Source organism: Streptomyces sp. NPDC046349, assembly GCF_055587885.1.
On the sequence record NZ_JBVJFK010000012.1, the window covers coordinates 267,926 to 291,204 of the forward strand.

A 23,279-nucleotide genomic window follows, 5' to 3' on the forward strand; every position below is an offset into this window, starting at 1 on the left:
ATGATCGTAGAGGGTGCCGCGCGGCGCGATGATCTTGATTTCCGCGGCCCGCCGGAGCCGGGTCCGACCCGCTCACCCGCCGGTGAGGGCGGCACGCAGCCGGCGGGCCCCGGTGGCCACGGTGGAGGTGCCGCGGCGGGTCGCGGCCGCCGCGACCTCTGCGGGGACCGGACCCGCGGCTCCGGAGCGCTCCGCGCAGGACGCGGCGACGGCCAATACCTCGCCCGCGCCGTGCGCCGAGGGCAGGAGGGCCGGGAGTACTTCGGCGAGGACGGTCCACAGGGTCGCGTGCGCGCCCTCGGCCGCGGCGCAACGGGCCGCGTCCGCCAGCCGGTTGGGCTTGACCGTGCCCAGGGCCGTCATGGCGGCGAGCTCGCGGCCCAGCAGCGGGGCGTCGAGATCGCCCCGGGCTGCGAGCACCAGCAGTGCCTCCACCGCCGGGCGGCGGCTGTTCGCGTACCGGCCGCCCAGTCCCGCCGCAACGGCGGCGTGCAGGGCCGGCCCCGCCGGCCCGCCCAGCCGGGCCAGGTGCGGCAGCATCCACGACCCGCCCTGATCGTCGGCCGTCGCGGCCAGTGTGATGTGCGGCAGGAGCCAAGCGGCCTGGGTGTCCCGGTCCTCCGGCAGCACGGACGCCCGTACGGGGTGGCCCTGGTGCCAGTGGTAACACTGGGTGAATCCTTCGTGCGGGCGGCCCAGCCAGTGGAAGGCGGTCGGGAACTCCCGCTGCAGGACGGGTCGTTCACCGGTGAGGAAGGCGACCTGTGCGGCGGTGGTGCCGATCCGCTGCCAGGCTCTGTGCGCCTGCGGGTCGGGTTCGACGACGCGCCGGAGCGCCGGGGCCGGTGCGCCGTCCGGCCCGATCCATGCGGCGAGTCGGGCGCCCTCGGCGGTGCCGAGGCGGGCCGCGGCTTCGGCGGCCGTCCCGGCCGCGGGGTCGTCGCGGCGTATGCGCAGCAGCGCCTGCCCGAAGTCGGCCGGGCCGGGCCGGACGCCCAGCCGCCGGTACTCGGTGAGCCGTTCGACCAACTCGGCCGCCTCCAGGGCGCCCGTGTCCCAGGTGGGCGTGGACAGCAGGAACGGCAGCGGGTCCTTGGACATGAGCGTGGACCCGATCTCGCGCAGCCGCGCGGCGATCACCACCTCCAGGCCCTCCTGGGCACACTCCTCGTGCCCCCGATGGCGGTGCACGTACTCGGGCTTGAGACTGTATCCCGGGACCAGCCACAGGAGCGAGGCCACCACGGCGTCCAGCCCGCCGAGTCGGTGCGCCTCGATCTCCTGCTCCTTGTAGCGGTGCCCCAGGGCGGAGGAGAGGGCGCGCGCGAGCGCGTGGCGGTCGCGGTGGGCGTGCCGTACCAGCCCGTCGAGGGAGCGCTCGAAGTCCGCCACGGTGTGCGCGCGGGAGTCGAGGTGGGCCGCCGTCAGCTCGACGGTCTCGGCGAGCCCCCCGGGCGCGGCAGCGAGCCTCCGCGCGGGAGGCACGGGCGGAAGGATGTCGTCGATGGTGGTCCAGATCACGCGGCAACGCTAAACGGCCCCACTGACACCCCGCCGGACGGCCTCGGCCGAAATCGGTCGCAGCGCGGGCCGAGGGTGTTCCGCTACGGGGCTGCCCTGAGGGACTGCCGGGCCAGCCGGAAGGCCGGGAGCATCTGCTCGTGCTCGGCGGAGTCCAGGCCGCCCAGGTGGACGACGACCCCCTTGCCCGCTGGGGTGACCACGGCGAATGCGCTCTGCTTCTTCGGCTCGTCGAGGAGGTTCGCTTCGTAGGCCACGTGCACGGCGGGCAGCTCGCCGCCGCCCGCGGCCGTCTGCAGATCGGTGTAGACGGGCGGCGGCCCGCCGGCCGTGTTCTCCTCGCTCATGAACCCTTCGAGGACGGCGCGGGCACCCCCGGTCGTGACGGGCTCATCGGAGACCCAGACGCGCAGGAATCCGATGTTTCCGCTGGACCGGGCATTGATCTCGCAGGCGAGGGTCGCCCCGCCCTGCTCGAACAGCGACGCGAACTGCTCGTCCTCGGCACGCATCACGGCCTTCGGCTCCCAGCCCGGCGCCAGATCGAAGGAGACGGGCAACCGACACGGCGAGCCGTCACCGCCGACGGAGCCGGCGGCCTTGACGCCCTGGCTCATGGCGGCCACTGTCGGCTTCGCGTCCCGCCCGCTCGCTCCGGCCCGGGTCGCTTCCGGTTCCGACGGCCCGCAGGCGGCCGTTCCCGCCATCAGGACGCTCACCCCGATCCCGGCCATGACCCCTCGCACGCGCTCGCGCCGCACCGTTCGCACTCCCCCGCTCGGCAATTCCGACGAAAAGAACGGCCAACCTAGCAGGACGCACGCACGTCGCGGTCAACGGGATCGTGAGCCCGCTCCGGCCGGGCCGCCGACCCGCTCAGGTACGGCTGGTCCCGGTCCGCGACCGCGGCGAGCGGGCCGGCGGCACGGAGCACCGTGTCGAGTACGCGGTCCGGTTCGGCGGCGTAGCAGTGGGCGAACCACGCCATGTTGGCCTCGACCACCGCCCAGTCGCCGTCGGCGAGCCGGCCGACGTCCAGGCACACCGCGCTGGGCAGGCCGGCGGCAGTGGCGTCGAGGACCGTACGGGCGAAGGCGCGGCTGTCGGCGTCCAAGGGCGCCGGATCGAGGCGGCCGTGGACGGCGTACCGACTGCCGGTGACGGCTTCGCCGTCGAGGACGAACAGCCGGTACTCCGAGGCGAACTCCACCACACTGCTCACCAGGACCGGCGTGGAGCCGTCGAGCCCGCCGGGCAGGCTGGTCCCGTCCTCGTGGACGGCGGCGGGCAGCAGGTCGAGCTTGGCCGAGGGCGGCTTCACGAAGGCCCGCTCCCGCAGTTCCCGGGCCTCGCCGAGGGTGGTGAGCCGTACGCTCCGCCGAAGGAGGGGGCGCGGCAGGTGCACCAGCCAGTCGTCGGCCGGTTCGAGCAGCCCGAGGCCCAGGGGGCCGGCATGGCGTGCGGCCGCCCGGGGGCCCCCGTACCAGTGCACCCTGCGGCCCTGGACACCCGCCGCCCGGTCGGCCACGTCGTAGCCGCGCCGGGCCGCCGCCCGGGCGATGAGCTCGGCGGTCGAGGTCCGGGGTGCGGACAGCAGGAGGACAGGGGTGGTCGGGGCTTCCATTTCCCTGAGCCTATCGAACCCCCGGCCACCCAAGGAGGGCCTGCCGACCGGCCCGTCAGGGTGTGGGAACTCCTCGTAGGGCCTCCCGGGCACGCAACGGTCCTGCACCGGCTCGGCGTTGAGCGTTGCGTCGGAGGCGTGCCCGCCCGCAGTGCGGTCACCGGGCATCCGCCTGCGGGCACGGGCGGGGCCGGGTAGGAGGCTCCGGCTTGCCCCTGGGGTGTGCTCTGCCCGCTGTGCCGGGGCACCGGCAGGGCCGTCGAACACATCATGCCGGCCACTGCAGAGCCCTGCGGGAGGGGTGACGCGGCCGTGCGCGCCACCCCCGGGATCACTTGGTCTGGTAGACGCCGAAGACGTCGAGCACCAGGTCGGCGTCCTCGTGGCCCTGGTTCCAGAAGTTGATGACGCCGTGGTCGCCGTCGCTCGCCTGCACCAGGTTCGGGACGGTCGTGCCCACCGTCCAGTTCAGGGTGGAGGAGGCAGGGCGGGTCGCGGCGGGAGCGGCGGGCTCGCCCGGCGCCGGCAGCGGGGAGGGGCTCGGCGCGACGGAGAGGAATCCGGTGCCGCCGGTCTCGGTGACGGTGGCGTTCAGCACGTACGCCTCGACACCCGCCGGGGTCGCGGCCTCGGGGGTGAACCCCTGCGTGATGTACTCCCGGGCCCTGAACCTGCCGCCGGGCCAGCCGTACGCCTCCTGCCTGGTGTCCAGCGTCCGGAAGGGGGTGAAGGGCAGGAAGGCGGCCTTGCTCTCCTTGCTGTAGTAGCCGACGACGTCGACCACCACGTGGGTCGGCGACCAGGCCCCGTTGAAGACCTTGATCGTTCCGTCCGGGGCCACCGGCACGATGACGGCGTTCGCCACCGTCTGGCCGGGCACGAAGTTCAGGTTCGACGCCGTCGGGACGGGCCCGCTGCCGGAGAAGGCGGTCAGGTGGCCGGGCCCCTGGGGCTCGGTCACCGTGACGTTCAGCGCGACGGCCGTGATGTTCTCGGGCACGCCTTGCAGACCGCCGATCCTGGTCGTGAAGGCGCTGCGGGAGGCGAGCATGCCCCTGGCCGTACCGGTGCCCTCACGGGTGTCCACGAAGCGGGCGGGCGTCATCGAGGTGTAGCCGCTGTCCGAGGCGCGGGTGAAGTAGCCCGTGACGTCGGCGATGAGGTGCACCGAGCCCCAGCCGCCGTTGAAGAGTTCCACGTGGCCGTCCTCGCCCACCGGCACGATCACCAGGTTCGGGACGGAGCGGCCGGCCGTGTAGTTGAGGTTCGAGGTGTCCGGGCGGTCGTAGCCGGCTCCGGGCCACGCGGTGATGTGCCCGCTGTCGACGGTCTCGGTGACGGTCACGTTGAGGGCGACCGCGGTGACGCCGGCCGGGATGGAGGCGTTGCCGGCAACTTTCACCCGCGTGGAGCCCTGCCCGGCGACCTTGCCCACGGATCCGCCGGTGCCGTCGCGGGTGTCGAGCAGCCGGGTCGGGGTGTGCGGGGTGAAGTCTGCGCCGGGGGTGAGGAAGGCACCGCCGTTGGTGGCCTGGACGGAGTTGGCGGCGTCCTTCACCGTCACCTGCACCTGGTACTCGCCGGACTTGTCGTACGTGTGCGAGTGGTGCAGTTCGGCGTTGCCCTGGGCGGGGACCGTGTCGGTCTTCCCGTCACCCCAGTCGATGACGACCTCGAGCGCGAAGTCGGCGCTCGTGATCAGGGCGGTGAGCTCGATTCCGTGCGCGGTGTAGCTGGTGCCGCTGACGTCCACCGCGAGGGCGGGGTTGGCACCCGCGTCGAGTGCGGCCCGCTCGGCGGAGGCGGCTCGGGCGGACTGCGGTGCCGGTGCCGGTGCCGGTGCCGGTGCCGTCTGCGGTTCGGCGGTCTTGGTGTCGGCGGCTTCCCCTGTGGCGGCAGCGGGCAGGGTGGTGCGGATCGTGCGGTCCGCGGGGCTGTGGAAGCCCTCGGATGTGGATGCCTTGGCGATCGCCTCGGCCACGCCGGCCGCGACGGGTACGGGATCAGCCGCCTGCGCGGTGCCCGGAATGATGCCGAGACCGGCCGCCACGAAGGCAGCGGTCATTACGAGTCGGTGGTTGCGCACCGGCCCCCCAGTTGTGGTGATGAGCGAAGAGGGGCCACCGTATGGAAGGTTCCGGCCAAGGGTCACGGGGTTCCGGCGCCATTCACTCCATAGGGGCCAACGCTTTACCAGCTGTGCGGTTTGCGATCGACCGGAGGTCGTCCGCCGTTCCGCCGAGGTGCGGGGCGCGGCCCGCCCGTCCGCGGCCTGTTCGAACAAGGCGCGACCAGCGGGCGGGCGGGCCCACCGCGGACAACGGCAGCGGGGCGGCAGGCCCACCGGCTTCGACATCCCGGGCCGTCACCACCCGCTGCGAGGACACCGCCACCACCGCGGCGATCCGCTTCCGGCTCCGGCCGTGATCGTCACCCCTGGAAGACCTGCCAGGTCGTCCCGAAAGCCTCATCACGGGTCGCGAGGTGGCCCAGCGGCAGGGCCGGCAGGCTGGCCAACGACGGATCGAGCTCCAGCAGATGAACCCCATGCAGCAGCCGCGGGCGTCCGACCCAGCGTGGTTCGGCACCCGAGAACGCCTGCCAGTCGCCGTCCTCGTCTCGGTGCACCCGCATGACCGGCTGCCCACGGAACACTCGCTTGGACACGAACACGTGATCATCAGGAGAGAGTCCCCGCGTCGGGCCACAGCCCTCGTGCACGCTGCTGTCCACGTATCCTCCCTGGTCTCAGGCCCCATCTCAGCACACCCGGGGGACACGGGTGCATCGGGTCCGCCTTACTGATGCCTTCCCGGAGGCCCCGAGAAGCGAGGGTGCTCCACGCGAGGCGGTCGTGGCGGATGGAGGCGCCTGCACCGGTTCAGCCTGGGCGGACGTGGGCCCGACCACCCAGCGCACCTTGCCCGGTCCGCAACCGTGGGCAGGCACGTCGCGCGATCAGCGCCTTGCTGCCGCGCCTGCACAGCAGCGGGGTACATGTCGGAGTCGTCGTCCGATCCGCGTGCAGGCGCCGGGGCTTGTGGCGGGGTGTCCCCACGGGCCCCGAATCATCGGGACCGCGTCGAGCAGCGGCGTGGCCTGGGTCGGGGGGTCCGCCCGGAGCCGGGGCGGGCACGGTCGACGGGCCGACGCGAGCCCCGTCTGAACGCCCGGACATCCCTCGTAGGCCGTGATCTTTATCTAGGTCGGCAGTTGTCCTCATTGCGTCCTAGGGTCGTCACATCGCGAGAGACCGGACGAGGGGACGAAACCGATGAAGCACACTGCACCCGGCGGTTACACCAGCGTTGCACCGTGGGTCGTCACCGACGACACCGGTGCGCTGCTCGACTTCATCACCGCCGCGTTCGACGGCGAGGAGATCGCACGGGTGGCGGTCGAGGACGGCACCATCGGCCACGGTGAGATCCGTGTCGGCGACACGGTGGTCCTGGCCTTCGACCGACGGCCCGACTGGCCGGTGATGCCCTCACTGCTGCGGGTCTACGTACCGGACGCCGACACCGCCATGGCCGCTGCTGTCGCCCACGGGGCACAGGTGGTCACCGAGGCCGCCGACAGTGCGTGGGGGGATCGCGGCGGCCGGGTGCGGGACCCGTTCGGCAACATCTGGTGGGTGATGAGCCGGGTCGAGGACGTCGCACCGGACCTGGCCTGGGAGCGCCTGTCCGAGCCGAAGTACGCCGCGGCGATGCGGATGGCCCAGGAGACCCTGGACGCCGCGCTGAGCGGCAGGGGTTCAGGCACGGCGAGCGCCCCGCGGCGCCCGACGGACTGAGCCCGTCCGGGCTGGTGGCGCCGACCGCGAGCCGGGCATGCCCGCGCAGCGACGAAGATCCTGACCGAGGGGTCCCGGCCGGGACCACCCCGCCGGGAGCTTCGCGCGGCTGACCGTCGACTCAACCCATTCTGAACGCCGTTTCCGTGCCGACGTACCTGCTCCCTCCCCGCCGCTCCCCCAGGGTCCTTCGATCCCGGCCGACTGCGCTCGTTCTCCGGCGCGCTGCGCCGCCCGGTTCCGGTTGGCCCGCAGGGCGGGAGGGAGCACGTCGCCATCTCGGGCGGGATTGACATTCGGGCGTCCGCTTGATGCGACTCTTCCAGGTCACAGCACTGGCTAGTAGCAGTCCATGCGCGATCCGTCGGTCGACGCCTCGGCGAATACGTGGAACCAGGTCCGGGGCACGGAGCCGGTCGGCTCGGGTCCGGGGTCCACCAGGTAGAACTCGCGGAGGTCGGCGGGTGACTCGAAAGTGACGATGACGCTCGGCCGGTCCGGGGATTCGAAGCAGGTGACGGGGGTTCGGCCCTCCGGCGCCGCCCCGATCCGCCGGACCGGATGCCAGCCCGCGGCCGGGAGTTCCCGTGCGTAATACGCCAGCACGTCCGTGGCGTTCCCGTCGTACACGTACAGCCGGTCCGCGCTCAGCCAGGCGTCCCCGCTGTCATTGATGCAGGTGGCCCCGTCCGCTGCGCCGCCGTCGAGGGGCCTGGCCCCTGGCGGGTGCAGGTCCAGGGCCGGCAGCTCATCGAGGGCCGCCACCTCCCGAGCGGTGCCCTCACAGGTCGTGAAGGGGGAAAGGAGGGAGCATCCGCTCAGTGTGGCTCCGGCGAGCACGGTGGCGAGCAGCAGCCGCAGCCCGATCATGTTCATGGCGGAATTATGCCCACCGGCCAGCTCTCCGTTTTCCGCAGGCAGCGCCCACCGAGGGTTGAGGCATACAAGCCCGATCTCGTTGAAGCGATGGATCACGTCACGAGCGGTGTCCTCGTCCGCCTGGACGAGCTGTGCGATGTCCGGGACGGTGCTGCCGCCGGCCGAGGCGAGCAGCAGCATCGCGCGCCGGAAGCGCACCGAGCTGTTTCTGGCCCTCCTGCTCCGTCCTTCGGTCCGGGAACCCGAACTCGTTGCGCCGCCTCCCGCGATGGTCGGAGAGCTCATTTCCACCCGGCACAACGAACAATCCGGCGAACCTTCCCGGTCACAGCACCAGAAGTACTCGTCGAGGCCGCGGCGGTCGCCGGGCTTGGGAGAAGACGCGGGCGGCGCTCGAGGTGGCCACCGACGCGGCGATCGTCGTCGTGTCGTGCGCCCTCGGCGGCCTGCGGCACGGCGTAGCCCCGAGCAAGGGGCTGTGTATTGCGGTAGGGGGCCCGGACAACACTCCGTGCCCCCTACCGGACGGTCCGACGAGCGGCTTCAGCCTCGGGGGGAAGCCGGATGGACGTCCTTGGACAGCGGCACCTCTCCGGTGTTGTCGACGTGGCGCGCGGCGACCCAGGCGGCCTCGTCACGCAGCAGGTACCAGATGCTGTTGCCGTCGATGGTCTGAGCGTGCACCTTGCTGTGCAGACCGATCTCGGCGCCGTGGCTCAGGTTGCCCACGACGGAGGAATCCGTGCTCGGATACTGCCGCAGGTTGACGCCGGCGGTGCTGACGACCGTGCCGAACGGCTGCGATGGATGGGACAATGCGACCTCCAAGGGAACGCCGGAGTGGCGGGACGCAGTCCGGCTTCTGGACGGGTTGCTGGCACGGTAGAGGCACTGCCCGCCGAGAAGTCGCAGGCGCTGCGGCGCTCAGCCCGACTGGCGCCCGGGCATCATCATTTCGATGGTTGCGTTGCCCGGTCCGGCGCGTTTCGCCGGGGCTCCCGATGGCGGCGCGACCGCGCTGCGGGACTCGTCCGCCGCGTCGACGGAAGTTCTCCGGGCCGGGATGTCGAGAAGCGGTTTCCTGCTCCGTCCCGGGTGTGAAGGCGACCAGAATGGGTCGCACCAGCACCGAGGAGATGCACCATGGCGAAGTACCTGCTGCTCAAGCACTACCGCGGCGCCCCCGCTGCGGTCAACGACGTCCCCATGGACCAGTGGACGCAGGCCGAGATCTCGGACCACATGCAGTACATGAACGACTTCGCGGCGCGGCTCGAGAAGACCGGGGAGTTCATCGACGGGCAGGCACTGGCACCCGAGGGGGCGTGGGTGCGTTATGACGGTGAGGGGCGACCCCCGGTCACCGACGGGCCGTTCGCCGAGACCAAGGACCTGATCGCCGGCTGGATGGTGATCGACGTCGACAGCTACGAGCGCGCCGTCGAGCTGGCCGGGGAGCTGTCCGCCGCTCCGGGGGCCGGCGGGAAGCCGATCCACGAGTGGCTCGAGGTGCGCCCGTTCCTGTCCGCGCCGCCCACCATCACGGAGTGACCGCGGGATGAACGAGGTCCTCCTGCGCAGCCTCACGCCCGGCGTGATCGCCGTCCTCGTCCGCCGCGGAGCCGACTTCGCGGCGGCCGAGGACGCCGTACAGGACGCGCTGGTCGAAGCGGTGCGCGTCTGGCCGGACGCCCCGCCGCGGGACGCGAAGGGCTGGCTGGTCACCGTGGCGTGGCGCCGGTTCCTCGACACGACCCGGGCCGACGCCTCCCGCCGGCGACGGGAGGACCTCGTCGAACGGGAGCCGGCGCCCGGCCCGGCACCCGCGGTGGACGACACCCTGCAGCTCTACTTCCTGTGCGCGCACCCGTCGCTGACGCCGTCGTCGGCGGTCGCACTCACCCTGCGGGCCGTCGGCGGGCTCACCACCCGCCAGATCGCCCAGGCCTATCTGGTGCCCGAGGCGACCATGGCGCAGCGGATCAGCCGGGCCAAGCGCACCGTCTCCGGGGTGCGCTTCGACCAGCCCGGTGACGTCGCGACCGTGCTGCGCGTCCTCTATCTGGTGTTCAACGAGGGCTACTCCGGCGACGTCGACCTCGCCGCGGAGGCCATCCGGCTCACCCGGCAGCTCGCGGCCCGCGTGGACCATCCCGAGGTGGCGGGGCTGCTCGCGCTGATGCTGCTCCACCACGCCCGGCGGGCCGCTCGCACCGCACCCGACGGCAGCCTGGTGCCGCTGGCCGAGCAGGACCGGGGCCGGTGGGACAGCCGGATGATCGCCGAGGGCGTCGCGGTGCTCCAGCGGGCGCTGGCCCGCGACCGGCTGGGGGAGTTCCAGGCCCAGGCCGCCATCGCGGCGCTCCATGCGGACGCGCCCGCCGCGGTGGAGACGGACTGGCCGCAGATCGTCGAGTGGTACGACGAGCTCGCGCGCCTGACCGACAGCCCGGTCGTACGACTCAACCGTGCGGTGGCCGTCGGCGAGGCCGACGGGCCGCGGGCCGGTTTGGCCGCGCTCGCGGCAGTGGACGGTTCGCTGCCCCGCCGCACCGCGGTGGCGGCGTACCTCCACGAGCGCGACGGCGACCCGGTGACCGCGGCGCGACTGTACGCGGAGGCGGCCCTGAAGGCTCCGAACCTCGCCGAGCGCGACCACCTGACGCGTCAGGCGGCCCGGATCAACGCCCTGCTCAGCGCCGGCCCGTCCGGTTGAGGGGCGGGTCGCTCAGAAGGTCCAGCGGGTGTGGCTGTAGACGCCGCCGTCGCGGCCGAACCCGTACGCCGTGGTCGGGGCCACCGCGAACACCACCGCGGTTCCCTGCCGGAACGCGGCGTCGATCCCGTGAAAGGTGCCCTCGGGGGAGGTGATGTGCGGGCCGTACTTCGTCTCGTACGCCGTGATCACCTCCTCCAGCCGGGCAGGATCGGAAACCTGCTGCGCCCGGCCCTCGACCACGAGGTCGAGGCCTTCGGTGAGCGAGTTCCCTCCGGTGGTCAGCGCGCAGTGGCCGTGGTGTGCCAGGTTCTTCGCTTTCTGCTCGCCCGGTCCGGTGGAGAAGTACATGACCCCGTCGTGCCAGGCTGCGATCACGGGCGTGACGTGGAGACGGCCGTCGGGCCGTAGCGTGGACAACCAGAAGATCTCGGCGGCGCCCAGGTGCCGCTGGGCCTCGGACCAGTCGGTGGCGGTGACCTCGCCGGCGCCCGGACGAGGGTTGAGCGCGGAGCTGTACCGGGCGTCGAGTTCGGTCGTGGGCTGCTCGGCGGATCCCTGCGGCGGCATCGTGGATCTTCGTCCTCTCCGCCGCGTCGGCGTCCGGCGGGCACGGCGTCGGCTCGCTGCCGAGGAGGAACGAGCTCGTGCATCCTGGCCCGTGAGCGTGCCCGGCGGCGCCGTACGCGGCCGTCGGACCGGCCGGGGTCACCCGGTCGGTCGTGTTCGGCGCCGGGATCGGGGCCGCCGTCCCGCCGCCGGCCGGGTACGACCAGGGGGTACGAGGTCCGCGGCAGGGTGTGGTCACGTCGGGGTGGCCCGGGGTCTCGCGATCGGTGACCGGTTCGGCCTCGGCGTCCGCCGGAAGCATCAGCCGACGGCTTGGCGCTTGCCTCGAGTGCGCCGCCGGAGGCGATCGCGGGGCACGTGAGCCCGGTCAGGGATGGGTCGGCGCTGGAGCGCACGTTCTCAGGCCTTCCCGGACGGCTCCTCCAGGAGGAGGCGCTTCTGGGGCTTCCCCATGGCGTTGCGCGGGATCGCCTCGACGAAGCGGACCTCGCGGGGGCGTTTGTGGACCGAGAGGTGGGCCGCGACGAAGTCGGTCAGCTCGGCTCCGGTGACGCCGTCGGCGACGACGAACGCGACGATCCGCTGGCCGAGGTCCGCGTCGGGGACACCGACCACCGCCGCCTCCCGGACCCGGGGATGGTCCAGGAGTGCGTTCTCGATCTCGCCCGCGCCGATCCGGTAGCCGCCGGACTTGATCATGTCGGTGGAGGCGCGGCCCACGATCCGGTGGACGCCGTCCTTCCCGTCGACGGCCGCGATGTCGCCCGTGCGGAACCAGCCGTCCTCGGTGTACGCGGCGGCGGTGGCCTCGGGTCGGCCCAGGTAGCCGGAGAAGAGTGTGGGGCCGGTCAGCTGGAGTTCGCCGATCTCGGCTCCGGCCTCGGCCGCGATGCGGGTGGCGATGCCCGGCAGCGGGGTGCCGACCGTGCCCGGGTGGAGGTCGCCGCCGGCCCGGCCGCTCACGGTGATCAGCGTTTCCGTCATCCCGTACCGTTCGACGATGCGGTGTCCGCTCGCGCCCTCGATGTCCCGGAAGACCGGCGCGGGCAGCGCCGCACTGCCCGACACCAGGAGCCGGGCCCCCGACAGGGCGGCCGCGGCCTGCGGCTCCCGGGCGATGCGGGACCACACGGTCGGCACGCCGAAGTACAGGCTGCCGCCCGCGGCCGCGTACGCCTCGGGCGTCGGCCGGCCGGTGTGGACGAGGCGGCTGCCGGTGCGCAGGGCGCCGAGGACGCCGAGTACGAGGCCGTGGACGTGGAACAGCGGGAGTCCGTGGACCAGGGTGTCCTCGGCGGTCCACTGCCAGGCCGCGGCCAGCGCGTCCAGGTCGGCGGTGATCGCGGCGCTGCTGAGGACCACGCCCTTGGGGGCGCCGGTGGTGCCGGAGGTGTAGAGGATCAGCGCGGGATCCTCGGGAGTGCGTACGGCGGCGGAGGCGGGGGTCCGGTCCGAGCGGCGGGCGAAGTCGACCTCGATGGTGCGGGCGCCGGAGTCGCGCAGGATGTGCCCCCGCTCGGCCGGACCCGCGTCCGGGGGCAGGGGAACGCACGGCACGCCGGCGAGCAGCGCACCGACCACGGCGGCCACCGTCTCCAGGGAGGCCGTCGCGGTCACCGCGAACGCCGGGACCCCCGATGCGGCGAGATCGGCCGCCACCTGGCGTGCGGCCCCCAGGAGTTCCTCGTAGGAGGCGGTACGGCCGGCGACGGTGACGGCGTCCGCGCGGTCCCCGTGGACACCGGTGAGGGCGGTCAGCATGGCGGGCGGCTCCGTTCGGCGGTGGGGTGAGGTGCTGGCAGATGGTGGCAGGTGGGCGGGAAGGTTCGGCCAGCCTACGCGGGCCCGAACCGGTCCCCCGCACCCTATGATCGGCGGGATTTGACCGTTCGAAGACCAGTCCTCGACCTGATTCTCGATCCGGGGGAGCTCCACGTGGAAACGGCACGGCTGGCGACGATGATCGCCGCGACGATCACGATCGGCTGGATGAGCGGTCTCTTCTACGGCTTCTCCGTGTCCGTGATGCCGGGCCTGCGGGTCGCCGGCGACCGCACCGCCATCGAGACCATGCAGCGGATCAACGTGGCCATCCTCAACGGCTGGTTCCTGCTGGGCTACGTCGGCGCGCTGGTGTTCAGCGCCGCCGCGGTGGTGCTCCACGCCGTCGGCGACGGCGGTCGGGACGCGCTGGGGCCGCTGATCGGCGCTCTCGTCGCGTACATCGCGGCCGTGGTCGTGACGGCCAGGGTCAACATCCCGCTGAACAACGCCCTGGAACAGGCCGGGCCGGCCGACCGCATCGGCGATCCCGCGGCGGTCCGCCGCGCCTTCGAAGCGCCGTGGGTGCGCGCCAACGTGTGGCGGGCCGTGCTGTGCACGGTCGCCCTGGGCCTCCTCGCCTGGGCGCTCGTCCTGCACTGACGCCCGGGGTTGTCGGGGCAGGCGGGCGTTCGGCGGGTGGTGGTTCGGCGCGGTGGGCCACGAGTTTCGTCGCCGCTTCCCGCCGGGCTGTCGTGCGTGCGCGACGGCGTGACGGTGTGACGCCGCGACGCGCGGTCGCCCGTGGTCGCGTCCGGCCGCCCGCCGCGGGTGCAGCGCGTCGCGGGACCGGCGCGACGCCGCACACCCGCCGTCGTGTACGCCGGGTCTGCGGGCCGCCGAACCCGGGGAAGACCGCTTCAACCGCGGCGCGCCGCGTGGTACTGCGGACCGCCGCTGGCCCCTCCACAATGGGATGAGGGCGCGCGTGCGGCCGCAGGCAGTGCCGCCCGCGACCGCGTCGGCCGAGAGGAACGCCCTCATGCGCGCTGAGTCTTCGCCGACCGCGCGGAGGAAAGGGGCCTTCGTCGCGGTCGCCCTCGCCCTGTTCTGCATCCAGCTCGACTTCTTCGCGCTCAATCTCGCCATTCCCGGCATCTCGGCGGAGCTCGGCGTCACGGTCTCGGCCGCGCAGTGGACCCTGTCCGCGTACATGCTCGCCATCGGCTGCTTCTTCATCGTCGGCGGCCGGGTCGGGGACGTCTTCGGCCGGCGCGGGACCCTGCTGGCGGGGACGGCCCTGTTCGCGGCCGGTTCCGTGGGCTGCGCGCTGGCTTCCGGCCTCGGACCGCTGGTGGCTGCCCGGATCGCACAGGGGGTGGGGGCGGCGTTCGTTTTCCCGGTGTCCGTGTCCGTCATCACGAACACCTTTCCCGAGGAGACCCGGGCCAAGGCCCTCGGGGCGGTGTTCGGCGTCGCCAACATCGGGACGGCGCTCGGGCCCTTCGTGGGCGGAGGGCTCACCGAGGGGCCGGGCTGGCGATGGATCTTCTGGCTGATGGCGCCGCTGAGCGCGCTCTCGCTGCTGATCGCCCTCGTGTACGTACCGGACTCGCGCGACGCGTCGGCACCGCGGCAGCTCGACCTCCTCGGCTGCGCCCTGATCGTGTGCTCGCTGGCGGCGCTGACGCTGGCCGTGGAGCGCGGGGACGCCTGGGGTTGGGAGAGCGCCCGTACCCTCGTCCTCTTCGCCGCGGCCGTGGCGGCCGGCGGGCTGTTCCTCGTACGGGAGCGGCGCGCCCGGCACCCGCTGGTCGATCTGCGGCTGTTCCGCAACGTGCCGTACGTGCTGGTCACCGCGATGGGCTCGCTCACGAACATGGGCTATGGCGTGACCGTCTTCCTGGCCACCCTCTACCTCCAGGGCGTACGCGGACTCTCGCCGCTGCTGGCGGGCACGGTGTTCCTGGCCCCGGCCCTGCTGGTGGCGCTCAGCGGGCCGCTCGGTGTGCGGCTGGGCCGGCACATGCGGGCGACCGCGGTGATGGCGCTGGCCGGGGCCGTCGCGGGGACGGGGATGTACGCGCTGGCGGGGGTCGGCGCGTGGTGGCTGTACGTGCCGGTGTTCGCTTGGTGCGGCCTGGGCCTGGGGCTGGGCTGGACGTACTCCAGCGTGGCGACGCAGCAGGTCGTCGCGCCGGCCAGGGCCGGCGAGGCGTCGGGCGTCCTGCTGACGTTCCTGGTCACGCTGGGTGCGATCGCCTTGGCGGGAACGGCTGCTGCGATCTCGGCCATGACACCGCAGCGATCGCCGGAGGAGGCCTACGACGCGATCCTGCGGCTGGGCGGGGTGGTCCTCGCCGTGGCGGCGGTGGCCGTCATGGTCGTACGCCACCGGCTCGTGGCGCTGGGCAAGGTGCCACCGCTGTCGATGCGGCCCGGCGACGAACCGCGGCCGCGCCGCGAGGCAGATCGGCGGCCCTGAGCCGGGCCGCTGTCGGAGCACGGTCGGGGCAGAGCCGGCGGGGCAGACCTGTCAGGGCAGCGCGGTCGGGCCGCCCGGCGTCACGAGGGCGGTCTCGTACGCGAAGACGACGACCCGGGCTCGGCTGGAGAGGCCGAACTCGGCCATCGCGCGGTTGAGGTGGGTCTTCACGGTGGCTTCGCTGATGAAGAGCTGCTGGGCGACGTCCGTGTTGGTCGCCCCGGGGGCCACGAGCCGCAGGACGTCGCGTTCCCGGCTGGTGACCGCGTCCCGTTCCGGGGCGAGCGTCCTCGGCGACACCGGCCCCGGGGGGTACGCCTCGATCAGGCGCCTGGTGACGGTCGGCGCGAAGAGCATGTCGCCCGAGGCGACGGTGTGGACGGCGGCGACCAGCCGTTCCGGGGGCGTTTCCTCCAGGAGGAAGCCGCGGGCGCCCGCGCGCGCAGGGCGCTGTAGCCGTATTCGTCGAGGTCGAAGGTGGTCAGGAGCGCCGACGCCCTCGTAGCCGGCCGGTCGCCCCACACCGACGCCTTCGGCGGGGGGCCCGGGCCTGCGATCGCCGCTGTTCTGGGCGTCGGGCCGCCTCCCCGGCCCGAATTCGGTGCCGGTGACGCGTTGTCCGGCACAGCGCGGGCAGGCGCGGTACATGATGACTGCGAGTACAGCTGCGAGTACGACTGCGAGTGCGAGTGTCGTGGACGCCCCCGTCTGGGTCCATCTGGCCGTGATGGCGGCGGCGATCCTGATCCTGGTCTACAACCTGGCGAGGGACGGCCGGTAACGCTCGGACCGGGCGCTGTGCGCCCCGGGGCTGCCGCCGACGCCGGTGGTGACGCGATGGGCAGCATCGGGGAATGCCGGTGAATCCGGTGCCGGTCTGCCCGGAGAGCGGCAGCAGTTGCTCTCCTGCGGATCCCGGCGCCGACGACGAGTACGACCACGTCCGGGTGACGCGCCTCGGAGACCTGACCGGGGGACTCCGCAATGTCGTCGAGGACGACCGTCGCCATGGCCGCGTCAATGCCGTGCTCGGCGAAGCGGGCCGGGGCCTTTCCCACAGCCACTCGTCCAGTCTGCTCGTCGATGGCGGGGCATCGCCTGGGGGTCCGGCCGATGACAGGGACGGAGGCCATGCGGCCCAACCGGACCGAGGCCTGCCCGGTCATGATCGACCGGGCAGGCCCGCCTCGCCCACGTCCTGGGCTACCAGTAGTGGCGCCGGCCGCCGACCGCGTGCCCGACCGAGCCCATGATCCACAGCGCCGCGCCCACCACGAGCAGGATGACCCCGAGGGTCCACAGGATGGAAACCCCGGTCAGGAGTCCGATGAGCAGCAGGATCAGGCCGACGGCAATCATGGGTACCTCATTCTCGCGTTGGAATGTCGACGGAACGGTTGGATCCGCCGAGGCGCTTCAGACGCCGTCTGCCCGTGAAACCCGGCCCTATCCGTGCCCGCTCCCGATTGCGCGCGACTGATTGGAACCCCTCCGGCGGGGCAGACGCAGGAGCGCCAAATGGCGCACGACCATCCTCGACAACGGAAACACCGAGGTGAAACGCATGGACCGGAAGGCGTCCGAAACAGAATCCGAAGGCTCCGGGCCGACACCCAGGAAGCCGGACCCCACCCCCCGGGACCCTGCGCACGCCCAACGCGGACCTCGGCCGGACGAACCGCGTCCCGCTCCCGCCGAGCCGCCTCCCAGCGAGCGGCCGGCGGCCACGGAACCGCCCGACTAGGCCTACCGGCGCCGACGCGGCGAGGCGCGGTGCCAGGCGTCGCGAACCCGGCAAGATCCGGAAGAGAGGTCCGGGCGAGCGAGCCGTACGGTCCAGCGCGCGTTGCGGGTCACTCCCGGCGGACGCATGGTGGGCAGTGCATTCCCCCTCACTCAAGGAGCACCTCGTCATGAGCAAGGCAAAGGGCAAGGCCAAGCAGATCAAGGGCAAGCTGAAGGAGACCACGGGCGACGCCATGGACGACAAGCGCATGCAGGCCGAAGGCGGCGCCGAGCAGATGACCGGCAAGGCGGAGGAGATGGCATCCGAAGCCACGAGCAGGACCAAGAAGGGCATGCACAGGTCCTGACCCCCGGCCGCGCACCTGCGCGCCACGCGGAGAAGGGGCCGGGCCCGTCGCCCCGACGGGCCCGGCCCCTCGCCTGTCACCCCCACAAGCTCGGCCCCTCCCCTGTCACTGCGACGGGCTCGACCCCTGCCCTGTCACCCCCGCGGTCACCCCGACGATCGATTCCTGGGGGACTGCCTCTTCCGGCCGGCTGGTCCGCACGACCTGCGGCCGGGCTCGGCCGGGCGTGCGTGATCCCGGGCAACATGGCCGGTTCATGACTGGCGGACGACGAGAACGGAAAAAGTTTTCCGCCAACGCCCATCGAATGGCCGTTCGCTGGGAATGCTGCGTGTGATCCCGCCCCTGTCCGACGCCCCGTCAGAGCGTCGCCCGGGCGGGCCTTCCGTTCTGCGCCCTCGGGAGGTACCACGTCATGCATTCCACCCCCACCCCGTTCGCGTCCCCCAGCCGACGCGATCTCCTCACCGGCCTCGGGATGGCCGCCGCGGCACCGCTCCTCCTCGGTGTCACCGGCCGCCCCGCGTCCCCGAGCACCCTGCCGGGCCGGTCCGCCCCGACCGGCGGGACGGTCCTGCTCCGCGGGGCGTCCCTCGTTCTCACCATGGATCCCGCCGTCGGCAGCGGGCCCCTGGGGTCGGTCGAGAACGCCGACGTCCTGATGCGCGACGGCGCCATCGCCGCCGTCGGCACCGCTCTGCAACGGCCACCGGGAGCCCGGGTGGTGGAGGCCTCGGGCAAACTGGTCATGCCGGGGTTCGTCGACACCCACACGCACCTCTGGCAGGCGGTGATACGCGGCGGGTGTACCGACCGCGACCTCTTCGGCTGGTTCTCCGGGTGTACCGACCCCCAGCGCGAACGGCTCACCCCTGCGGCCCTCCACAGCTTCGTGCGGCTCGCCGCCCTCGACGCCGTCCAATCGGGCGTCACCACGCTCGTGGACTGGGTCGACATCTTCGCCTACGACCTCATCGAGAGCTATGTACGCGCCCTGGCCGGTACCGGGGTGCGTTTCACCTACGCGATGTTCCCGCCCAAGCCGGACGCGGTGCTGGCCGCGAAGGTGAAGAAGGAACTCGTCGATCCGGTGCCGCTGGGTTCCTTCCAGGTGGCCACGCACGCGGCGCGGGCCCTCGAAGACCTCAACCGGGCCCACTGGGAGGCCGCCCAGGATCTCGGCGTCATGCTCAACTCCCATGTACTGGAGCGCCCCGAGCAGCGCAGGGACGACCCCGTCGGGGTTCTCCGCGACATCGGCGCGCTGGGCCCGCGGCTCCTGATCAACCACGCCATCCACCTCACCGACGCCGAGATCGCCGAGATCGCCGGGCACGACGTACGGGCGGCCCACTGCCCCCTGAGCAACATGCGGCTGGCCTCCGGCATCATGCGGCTGGCCGAATTCAGGCGTCGCGGCGTGAAGGTCGGGCTCGGCCTGGACGGCGGGACCAACGACAGCTCGGACTTCCACGCGCTGATGAAGACGGCCGTCGGTCTGCAACGCGCCCGGGCCACGGACGCCGGGGTCTTCCCGCAGGTGCAGGACGTCTTGCGGATGGCCACTCTGGGCGGGGCCGAGGCACTCGGGATCGCCGCCCGGGTCGGTTCCCTGACACCGGGCAAACGGGCCGACGTCGTCGTCATCGACCCGGCCGCCCTGAACTTCGCACCCCGTTTCGACTGGGTCGGCCAGCTCGTGTTCAACGGGCGGCCCGAGAACATCGACGCGGTGTTCGTGGACGGACGGGCGCTGAAGTTCGACGGCCGGCTGGTCGACATCGACACTGACCGCGTCGTCCGGGAGGCCGAGGGCGCCGCCAACCGCCTTCGCGCGACCCGGTAGCCGCCTACGTCGCGTCCGCCCGCCGGTTCTTGCGGGCGGTGAGCTGGCCCTGGACGTAGGCGTCGGTCTCCGGTGCGTAGGGGCCGCCGTGGTCGAAGAGCAGGTCGGTGATGCGTCGCCATTCGGCCACTTCCGCGCGGGTCCGGATGTTCGCCGCGTCCAGGTCGCCCGCGGATTCCTCGACGGCCTCCAGCGCGTCAGCGGTCTGATGGTGTGTCATGCCCGTGGCCCGTCGGCGTACCCTGTCGCGGGCCGCGCGCTCCTCCGGGGTCGGCTCGTGCGGTTCGTTCGTCGCGGTCGCGGCGTCCTGGGTCATGGATGGTTCGCCTTCCGTCAGCGGGCCCGTCACAGCCCCTCATTCACCTCCGACTACCCTGGGCGGCCCGTTTCATCCGGTGGTCCGGGCCGGCCCGGACCACCGTCCGCAGGAGTCACCCAGGCAGAAGGCTCGCCCGACGGCCTCGTCCTCGCCGCCGTGGCCGACCAGGCCTCCGGCCAGGTCGGGTGCCGCATGTGATCGGTCGGCCAACGGACCCGGTTCGACCACCATGAACGCGAGGTCTCGCCCGGGTCGGCCACCACGGCGGAGACATGGTCAAGCGGCACCCGATCGGCACCGGACGGACCACACCGTCGACTGCCGCTTCGTCCGACTCCGTGGAGGGCGCGATCCCGTCCGGGCTCCGCGCCCCGCTCGTGAGCGAACTCCCCGCCGGACGCCTGCACATGGAGAAGACGTGGGCCCGGGAATCCCGGGACGCGGCGGCACGGGCACGGTGGAACAGCCGCTGGACCGGCCCCGCGAGGCCGGCCGGACCGGCGCGTCTCTCTTTCCAAGACACTGCTGTCCACGATGCGGTCGCGGTCTTGCTGAGGGGGCGACCTTGGGCGAGTATCCCTATCAATCCGATAGGGAAGGTGGGATTGAGTGCCGCGCGGCTCACCGCCACGGCGCTGCTCCTGTCGGCTCCAGCCGAACCCGCTACGCCCCTCCCGCCGACCGCCCGGCCGCCCGGCCGGACGTGGCTCGCCCGCCCGGTGCGCGCGGCCGCACCGCCTCCCCTCCCGCCCGGTCCCACAAGCTCCACACACCGCCCGGCAACAGGCCGCGGCGTCCGACACGTTCCGGAGTGACCCCATGACCACCCCCGTCCCGCACGGCCCCGCCGTCAGCCCAGCCCGCGCGCCCCGCCACGGCACCCCGGCCTGCCGGTGAAGCCCGTGGCGACGACACCGGGCGCGGCCGCCGCCCGGACGGGCGACGAGCAGCGCGCGCTGCTGCGTACCGCGCGCGACGTGGCGGACGACCTCGCCGCGGACGCCATCGCCCGCGAGCAGGCGGGCCGGCCCCCGACCGACGAGAGGACGCGGCTGCGGGAGGCCGGGCTGCTCGTGGCCCTCACCCCGCCCTCGCCCGGCCGCGGCACGGACTGGCGTACCGGATGCGCCGTCGTACGGGAGGTCGCAGCGGCGGACAGCTCCGTCGGCGACGTCCTCGCGCGCCACTACGTGCACGCCTGGAGCGGCCGGTTCTACGCGAGTCACCATCAGGCGGCCACCCTCGAGGAGGCGTCGGTGCGCGAACAGTGGCTGTGGACCGGGGCGGTCCGCGCGCCCGCACCCGACGAACTGGCCGACGACGGGCCGGACCTCACACTGAGCCCCCGCAGCACCGGCTACGTCCTGAACGGGCGCCGCTCCGTCGAGACGGCGGCGGCCGTCGCCGACCAGATCGTGCTCGACGCGGTCTGCGCCGCGACCGGTGACGTCCTGGTCGTACGGCTCTCGCCCCGCACGCGGGGTGTGACCATCGAGGTCGCGCACGACCGCCTCGGGCAGCGCGTCGCCGGGGCGGGCGAGGTCGTCCTCGACCGGGCCACCGTCGCACCGGGCCAGGTGTTGGGCCGTCGCCCGCTCGACGAGGAGTCGACCGCGCCCTTCACCGCGCTGGCGGAGCCTGCGCTCCGACTCGCCCTGTGCCACGTCGCCCTCGGCATCGTCGAGGGCGCGCTCACCGAAGCGCGCGACCTCAGCAGGGGCGGCCGCGCCCACCGGCTCCCCGGCGAGGACCCGGACCTCCTTCTGACCTACGGGGAGCTCGCCTCCGCCGCCCACACCGCCACCGCCGTGATCGAGCGGGCGACCGAGGCGATGGCGCAGGCCCTCGACGCGGGTACGCACCTCGACGCCGAGGAGCCCGCGGGCGTCGCCGCCCTGGTCGCCACGGCCGAGACGGTGGCGTCGCGTACCGCCCTGCACGTCACCACGCGGGTGCTGGAGCTCGCCGACGCGCCCGGCCTGGACCGCTTCTGGCGCAACGCCAGGGTCCTGACGGCCCACCGCCCGGCCGCGCACCGCCTCCGCTCCATCGGAGAGCACTACCTCAACGGCTCGCACCGCGCGGTGGCGGCGGCCTTCCACTGACGTGCGGGTGGGCGGCGGCCGACCGCCGCCCACCCGCAGGACGCGGGCCGGAGCCGTACGGGATAATGAGCGCATGCGGATCTCAGCCAGGGCGGACTACGCGGTACGTGCCGCACTGCAGCTAGCGGTGTCACAGGACGGGGGGCCCCTGAAGGCCGAAGCCATCGCCGACGCCCAGGACATCCCGCACAAATTCCTCGAGGGCATCCTCAACGACATGCGCCGGGGCGGCCTCGTCCTCAGTCAGCGGGGCGGCAACGGCGGCTACCGACTGGCGAAACCCGCCGAGGCGATCAGCATCGCGGACGTCATCCGCGTGGTGGACGGCCCCCTGGTCTCGGTACGCGGGGTCCGCCCTCCGGACCTGTCCTACACCGGCCCCGCCGAATCGCTGCTCCCCCTGTGGATCGCACTGCGGTCCAACGTGCGCCAGATCCTCGACGGCGTGTCCCTCGCCGACGTCGCTGCTTCCGAGCTGCCGGCCGACGTGTCCGCGCTGGCCGACGTTCCCGACGCCTGGACCAATCCCTGAGCCACCGGAACCCTGGACAGGGCCCTTCCACCTGCGCGTTCTCACATAACGAGACCGCCTCGTCCACTATATGGTCCACCCCTTGGGGTGCGTGGCACTGTCTGCCAATATGCCTACCAGCCAGGTAGGAAAACTAGGAATTGGGGGGTGAGGTGACCATGCGCACGCCGCATCGCTCACGTCTCCTGCTGCCCCGCCTCACCACCCGCCGGCACATCGACCTGGCCCGTACGTCCAGCGCCATCTGTCAGCCTGCCTGACACGGCGCGGAGCGCCGCTCCGCCCGCAGAGCACACCGCTGTGCGCTTCACCGTCCCGCTCCCGCCAGCCGGATGACCCCTCTCGGCTGACCTCGCCGCCCCGCAGCACCTCCGAGCGCGGCGTGCGATGGGCGGCGGCTCGACATACGCCCCTTCGGCACCCGCGACACCTTTGCGCGCCCCGCCCGCGCCGGCGGTCCCGCGGCCGACCGGCAGTGGGCGCCGTACCGGCGGACGACCTCGCACAGCGCACCTGCGTACTCCCGAGCCTCCCCGAAGACCCTCCCCCGTGAAAGGACACCTCCGTGTCTGCCGCCAGACCGCTCATCACCCTGCGCGCCATCGCCGTCACCGCTACGCTCCCCCTCCTCCTGACGGCCTGCGGCTACGGTTCCGAGGCGAGGAAGGAAGACGACAAGGCCAACGTCGCGGCCACCGACGGCAAGAAGCTGTCGGCGCCGGAGGTCCGCATCGGGTACTTCCCGAACCTGACGCACGCCACCGCCCTGGTCGGCATCCAGGAAGGCCTGATCGAGAAGGAGCTGAACGGCACCAAGATCAAGCCGCAGGCCTTCAACGCCGGTCCGTCCGAGATCGAGGCCCTCAACGGCGGCTCCCTCGACATCGGTTTCATCGGCCCGTCGCCGTCGATCAACGGCTACGTGAAGTCGAATGGCTCGAACCTGCGGATCATCTCCGGCTCCGCCTCGGGCGGTGTGAAGCTGGTCGTGAACCCGGACCGGATCAAGACCCTGGACGACCTCAAGGG

General features: G+C 72.8%; 23 protein-coding genes and 1 pseudogene. 12 read left to right on the forward strand and 12 right to left on the reverse strand.

Annotated elements, in window-relative coordinates; genetic code table 11:
• Positions 1–72: 72 nt before the first annotated feature.
• The 5 genes from ACZ6JS_RS27895 to ACZ6JS_RS27915 all read right to left on the reverse strand — a co-directional run bounded on the left by ACZ6JS_RS27895 (position 73) and on the right by ACZ6JS_RS27915 (position 5,878).
• Positions 73–1,521: a DUF7824 domain-containing protein gene (locus ACZ6JS_RS27895; protein WP_469301925.1), complete on the reverse strand. Its 1,449-nt coding sequence runs from the start codon at positions 1,519–1,521 to the stop codon at positions 73–75.
• 83 nt (positions 1,522–1,604) lie between these two features.
• Positions 1,605–2,255, reverse strand: coding sequence for a lipoprotein (locus ACZ6JS_RS27900; RefSeq protein ID WP_469301927.1), 651 nt, complete (start codon positions 2,253–2,255; stop codon positions 1,605–1,607).
• Positions 2,256–2,329: 74 nt separating this feature from the next.
• Positions 2,330–3,145, reverse strand: a complete 816-nt coding sequence (locus ACZ6JS_RS27905) for an ATP-grasp domain-containing protein (RefSeq protein WP_469301929.1) — start codon at positions 3,143–3,145, stop codon at positions 2,330–2,332.
• A 331-nt stretch (positions 3,146–3,476) separates the two neighbouring features.
• Positions 3,477–5,210, reverse strand: coding sequence for a PKD domain-containing protein (locus tag ACZ6JS_RS27910; protein WP_469301931.1), 1,734 nt, complete (start codon positions 5,208–5,210; stop codon positions 3,477–3,479).
• A gap of 365 nt (positions 5,211–5,575) precedes the next feature.
• Entirely contained in the window at positions 5,576–5,878 is a 303-nt protein-coding gene (locus tag ACZ6JS_RS27915) for a hypothetical protein (RefSeq protein ID WP_469301933.1), read from the reverse strand.
• Positions 5,879–6,419: 541 nt separating this feature from the next.
• On the opposite strand from ACZ6JS_RS27915, the gene ACZ6JS_RS27920 reads away from it, so the two are divergent.
• Positions 6,420–6,944 carry a VOC family protein gene (locus tag ACZ6JS_RS27920; RefSeq protein ID WP_469301934.1) on the forward strand — a complete coding sequence of 175 codons (525 nt, stop codon included), beginning with the start codon at positions 6,420–6,422 and terminating at the stop codon, positions 6,942–6,944.
• A gap of 921 nt (positions 6,945–7,865) precedes the next feature.
• On the opposite strand, the pseudogene ACZ6JS_RS27925 reads toward ACZ6JS_RS27920, so the two are convergent.
• Together ACZ6JS_RS27925 and ACZ6JS_RS27930 are read right to left on the reverse strand one after the other, a co-directional pair.
• Positions 7,866–8,042: pseudogene (locus tag ACZ6JS_RS27925) on the reverse strand (helix-turn-helix domain-containing protein); the annotation flags it as partial.
• A gap of 324 nt (positions 8,043–8,366) precedes the next feature.
• Positions 8,367–8,639, reverse strand: coding sequence for an SH3 domain-containing protein (locus tag ACZ6JS_RS27930; protein ID WP_469301936.1), 273 nt, complete (start codon positions 8,637–8,639; stop codon positions 8,367–8,369).
• Between the two features lie 327 nt (positions 8,640–8,966).
• Here ACZ6JS_RS27930 and ACZ6JS_RS27935 point away from each other — a divergent pair, with 327 nt between their 5' ends.
• On the forward strand, positions 8,967–9,374 hold the full coding sequence (locus ACZ6JS_RS27935; protein WP_469301938.1) for a YciI family protein: 408 nt from the start codon (positions 8,967–8,969) through the stop codon (positions 9,372–9,374).
• 7 nt (positions 9,375–9,381) lie between these two features.
• Positions 9,382–10,539 (forward strand): RNA polymerase sigma factor, encoded by a 1,158-nt coding sequence (locus ACZ6JS_RS27940; RefSeq protein WP_469301940.1) that lies wholly within the window; start codon positions 9,382–9,384, stop codon positions 10,537–10,539.
• Positions 10,540–10,551: 12 nt separating this feature from the next.
• Here the strand turns inward: ACZ6JS_RS27940 and ACZ6JS_RS27945 are convergent, their stop codons facing one another.
• The gene (locus ACZ6JS_RS27945) at positions 10,552–11,109 is read right to left on the reverse strand and encodes a pyridoxamine 5'-phosphate oxidase family protein (RefSeq protein ID WP_469301942.1); all 558 of its coding nucleotides are present in this window, start codon (positions 11,107–11,109) and stop codon (positions 10,552–10,554) included.
• 399 nt (positions 11,110–11,508) lie between these two features.
• Positions 11,509–12,870 (reverse strand): acyl-CoA synthetase, encoded by a 1,362-nt coding sequence (locus ACZ6JS_RS27950; RefSeq protein ID WP_469301944.1) that lies wholly within the window; start codon positions 12,868–12,870, stop codon positions 11,509–11,511.
• A gap of 174 nt (positions 12,871–13,044) precedes the next feature.
• On the opposite strand from ACZ6JS_RS27950, the gene ACZ6JS_RS27955 reads away from it, so the two are divergent.
• Both ACZ6JS_RS27955 and ACZ6JS_RS27960 read left to right on the forward strand, forming a co-directional pair.
• Positions 13,045–13,533 carry an anthrone oxygenase family protein gene (locus tag ACZ6JS_RS27955; protein WP_469301946.1) on the forward strand — a complete coding sequence of 163 codons (489 nt, stop codon included), beginning with the start codon at positions 13,045–13,047 and terminating at the stop codon, positions 13,531–13,533.
• A gap of 379 nt (positions 13,534–13,912) precedes the next feature.
• Positions 13,913–15,355: an MFS transporter gene (locus ACZ6JS_RS27960; RefSeq protein ID WP_469301947.1), complete on the forward strand. Its 1,443-nt coding sequence runs from the start codon at positions 13,913–13,915 to the stop codon at positions 15,353–15,355.
• 51 nt (positions 15,356–15,406) lie between these two features.
• On the opposite strand, the gene ACZ6JS_RS27965 is transcribed toward ACZ6JS_RS27960, so the two are convergent.
• Positions 15,407–15,877 (reverse strand): LuxR C-terminal-related transcriptional regulator, encoded by a 471-nt coding sequence (locus ACZ6JS_RS27965; protein ID WP_469301949.1) that lies wholly within the window; start codon positions 15,875–15,877, stop codon positions 15,407–15,409.
• A 124-nt stretch (positions 15,878–16,001) separates the two neighbouring features.
• Here ACZ6JS_RS27965 and ACZ6JS_RS27970 point away from each other — a divergent pair, with 124 nt between their 5' ends.
• Entirely contained in the window at positions 16,002–16,136 is a 135-nt protein-coding gene (locus ACZ6JS_RS27970) for a hypothetical protein (RefSeq protein WP_469301951.1), read from the forward strand.
• A gap of 422 nt (positions 16,137–16,558) precedes the next feature.
• On the opposite strand, the gene ACZ6JS_RS27975 is transcribed toward ACZ6JS_RS27970, so the two are convergent.
• On the reverse strand, positions 16,559–16,714 hold the full coding sequence (locus ACZ6JS_RS27975; protein WP_391707541.1) for a DUF6131 family protein: 156 nt from the start codon (positions 16,712–16,714) through the stop codon (positions 16,559–16,561).
• A gap of 554 nt (positions 16,715–17,268) precedes the next feature.
• Between ACZ6JS_RS27975 and ACZ6JS_RS27980 the strand changes: the two genes are divergently transcribed.
• A complete protein-coding gene (locus ACZ6JS_RS27980) occupies positions 17,269–17,448 on the forward strand; it encodes a CsbD family protein (RefSeq protein ID WP_469301952.1) in 180 nt (59 codons plus the stop codon).
• A gap of 415 nt (positions 17,449–17,863) precedes the next feature.
• Positions 17,864–19,294, forward strand: a complete 1,431-nt coding sequence (locus ACZ6JS_RS27985; protein WP_469301954.1) for an amidohydrolase family protein — start codon at positions 17,864–17,866, stop codon at positions 19,292–19,294.
• Positions 19,295–19,298: 4 nt separating this feature from the next.
• On the opposite strand, the gene ACZ6JS_RS27990 is transcribed toward ACZ6JS_RS27985, so the two are convergent.
• Complete coding sequence (locus tag ACZ6JS_RS27990; RefSeq protein ID WP_469301955.1) at positions 19,299–19,610, reverse strand: hypothetical protein; 312 nt, start codon at positions 19,608–19,610, stop codon at positions 19,299–19,301.
• 905 nt (positions 19,611–20,515) lie between these two features.
• Between ACZ6JS_RS27990 and ACZ6JS_RS27995 the strand changes: the two genes are divergently transcribed.
• From ACZ6JS_RS27995 to ACZ6JS_RS28010, 4 genes are all read left to right on the forward strand, one after another.
• Positions 20,516–21,718, forward strand: a complete 1,203-nt coding sequence (locus ACZ6JS_RS27995) for an acyl-CoA dehydrogenase family protein (protein ID WP_469301957.1) — start codon at positions 20,516–20,518, stop codon at positions 21,716–21,718.
• Between the two features lie 73 nt (positions 21,719–21,791).
• On the forward strand, positions 21,792–22,250 hold the full coding sequence (locus ACZ6JS_RS28000) for an RrF2 family transcriptional regulator (protein ID WP_469301959.1): 459 nt from the start codon (positions 21,792–21,794) through the stop codon (positions 22,248–22,250).
• Between the two features lie 158 nt (positions 22,251–22,408).
• A complete protein-coding gene (locus ACZ6JS_RS28005) occupies positions 22,409–22,510 on the forward strand; it encodes a putative leader peptide (protein WP_469301960.1) in 102 nt (33 codons plus the stop codon).
• Positions 22,511–22,815: 305 nt separating this feature from the next.
• Positions 22,816–23,279, forward strand: a 464-nt coding sequence (locus tag ACZ6JS_RS28010; protein WP_469301963.1) for an ABC transporter substrate-binding protein, incomplete at its 3' end; no start/stop codon positions are given.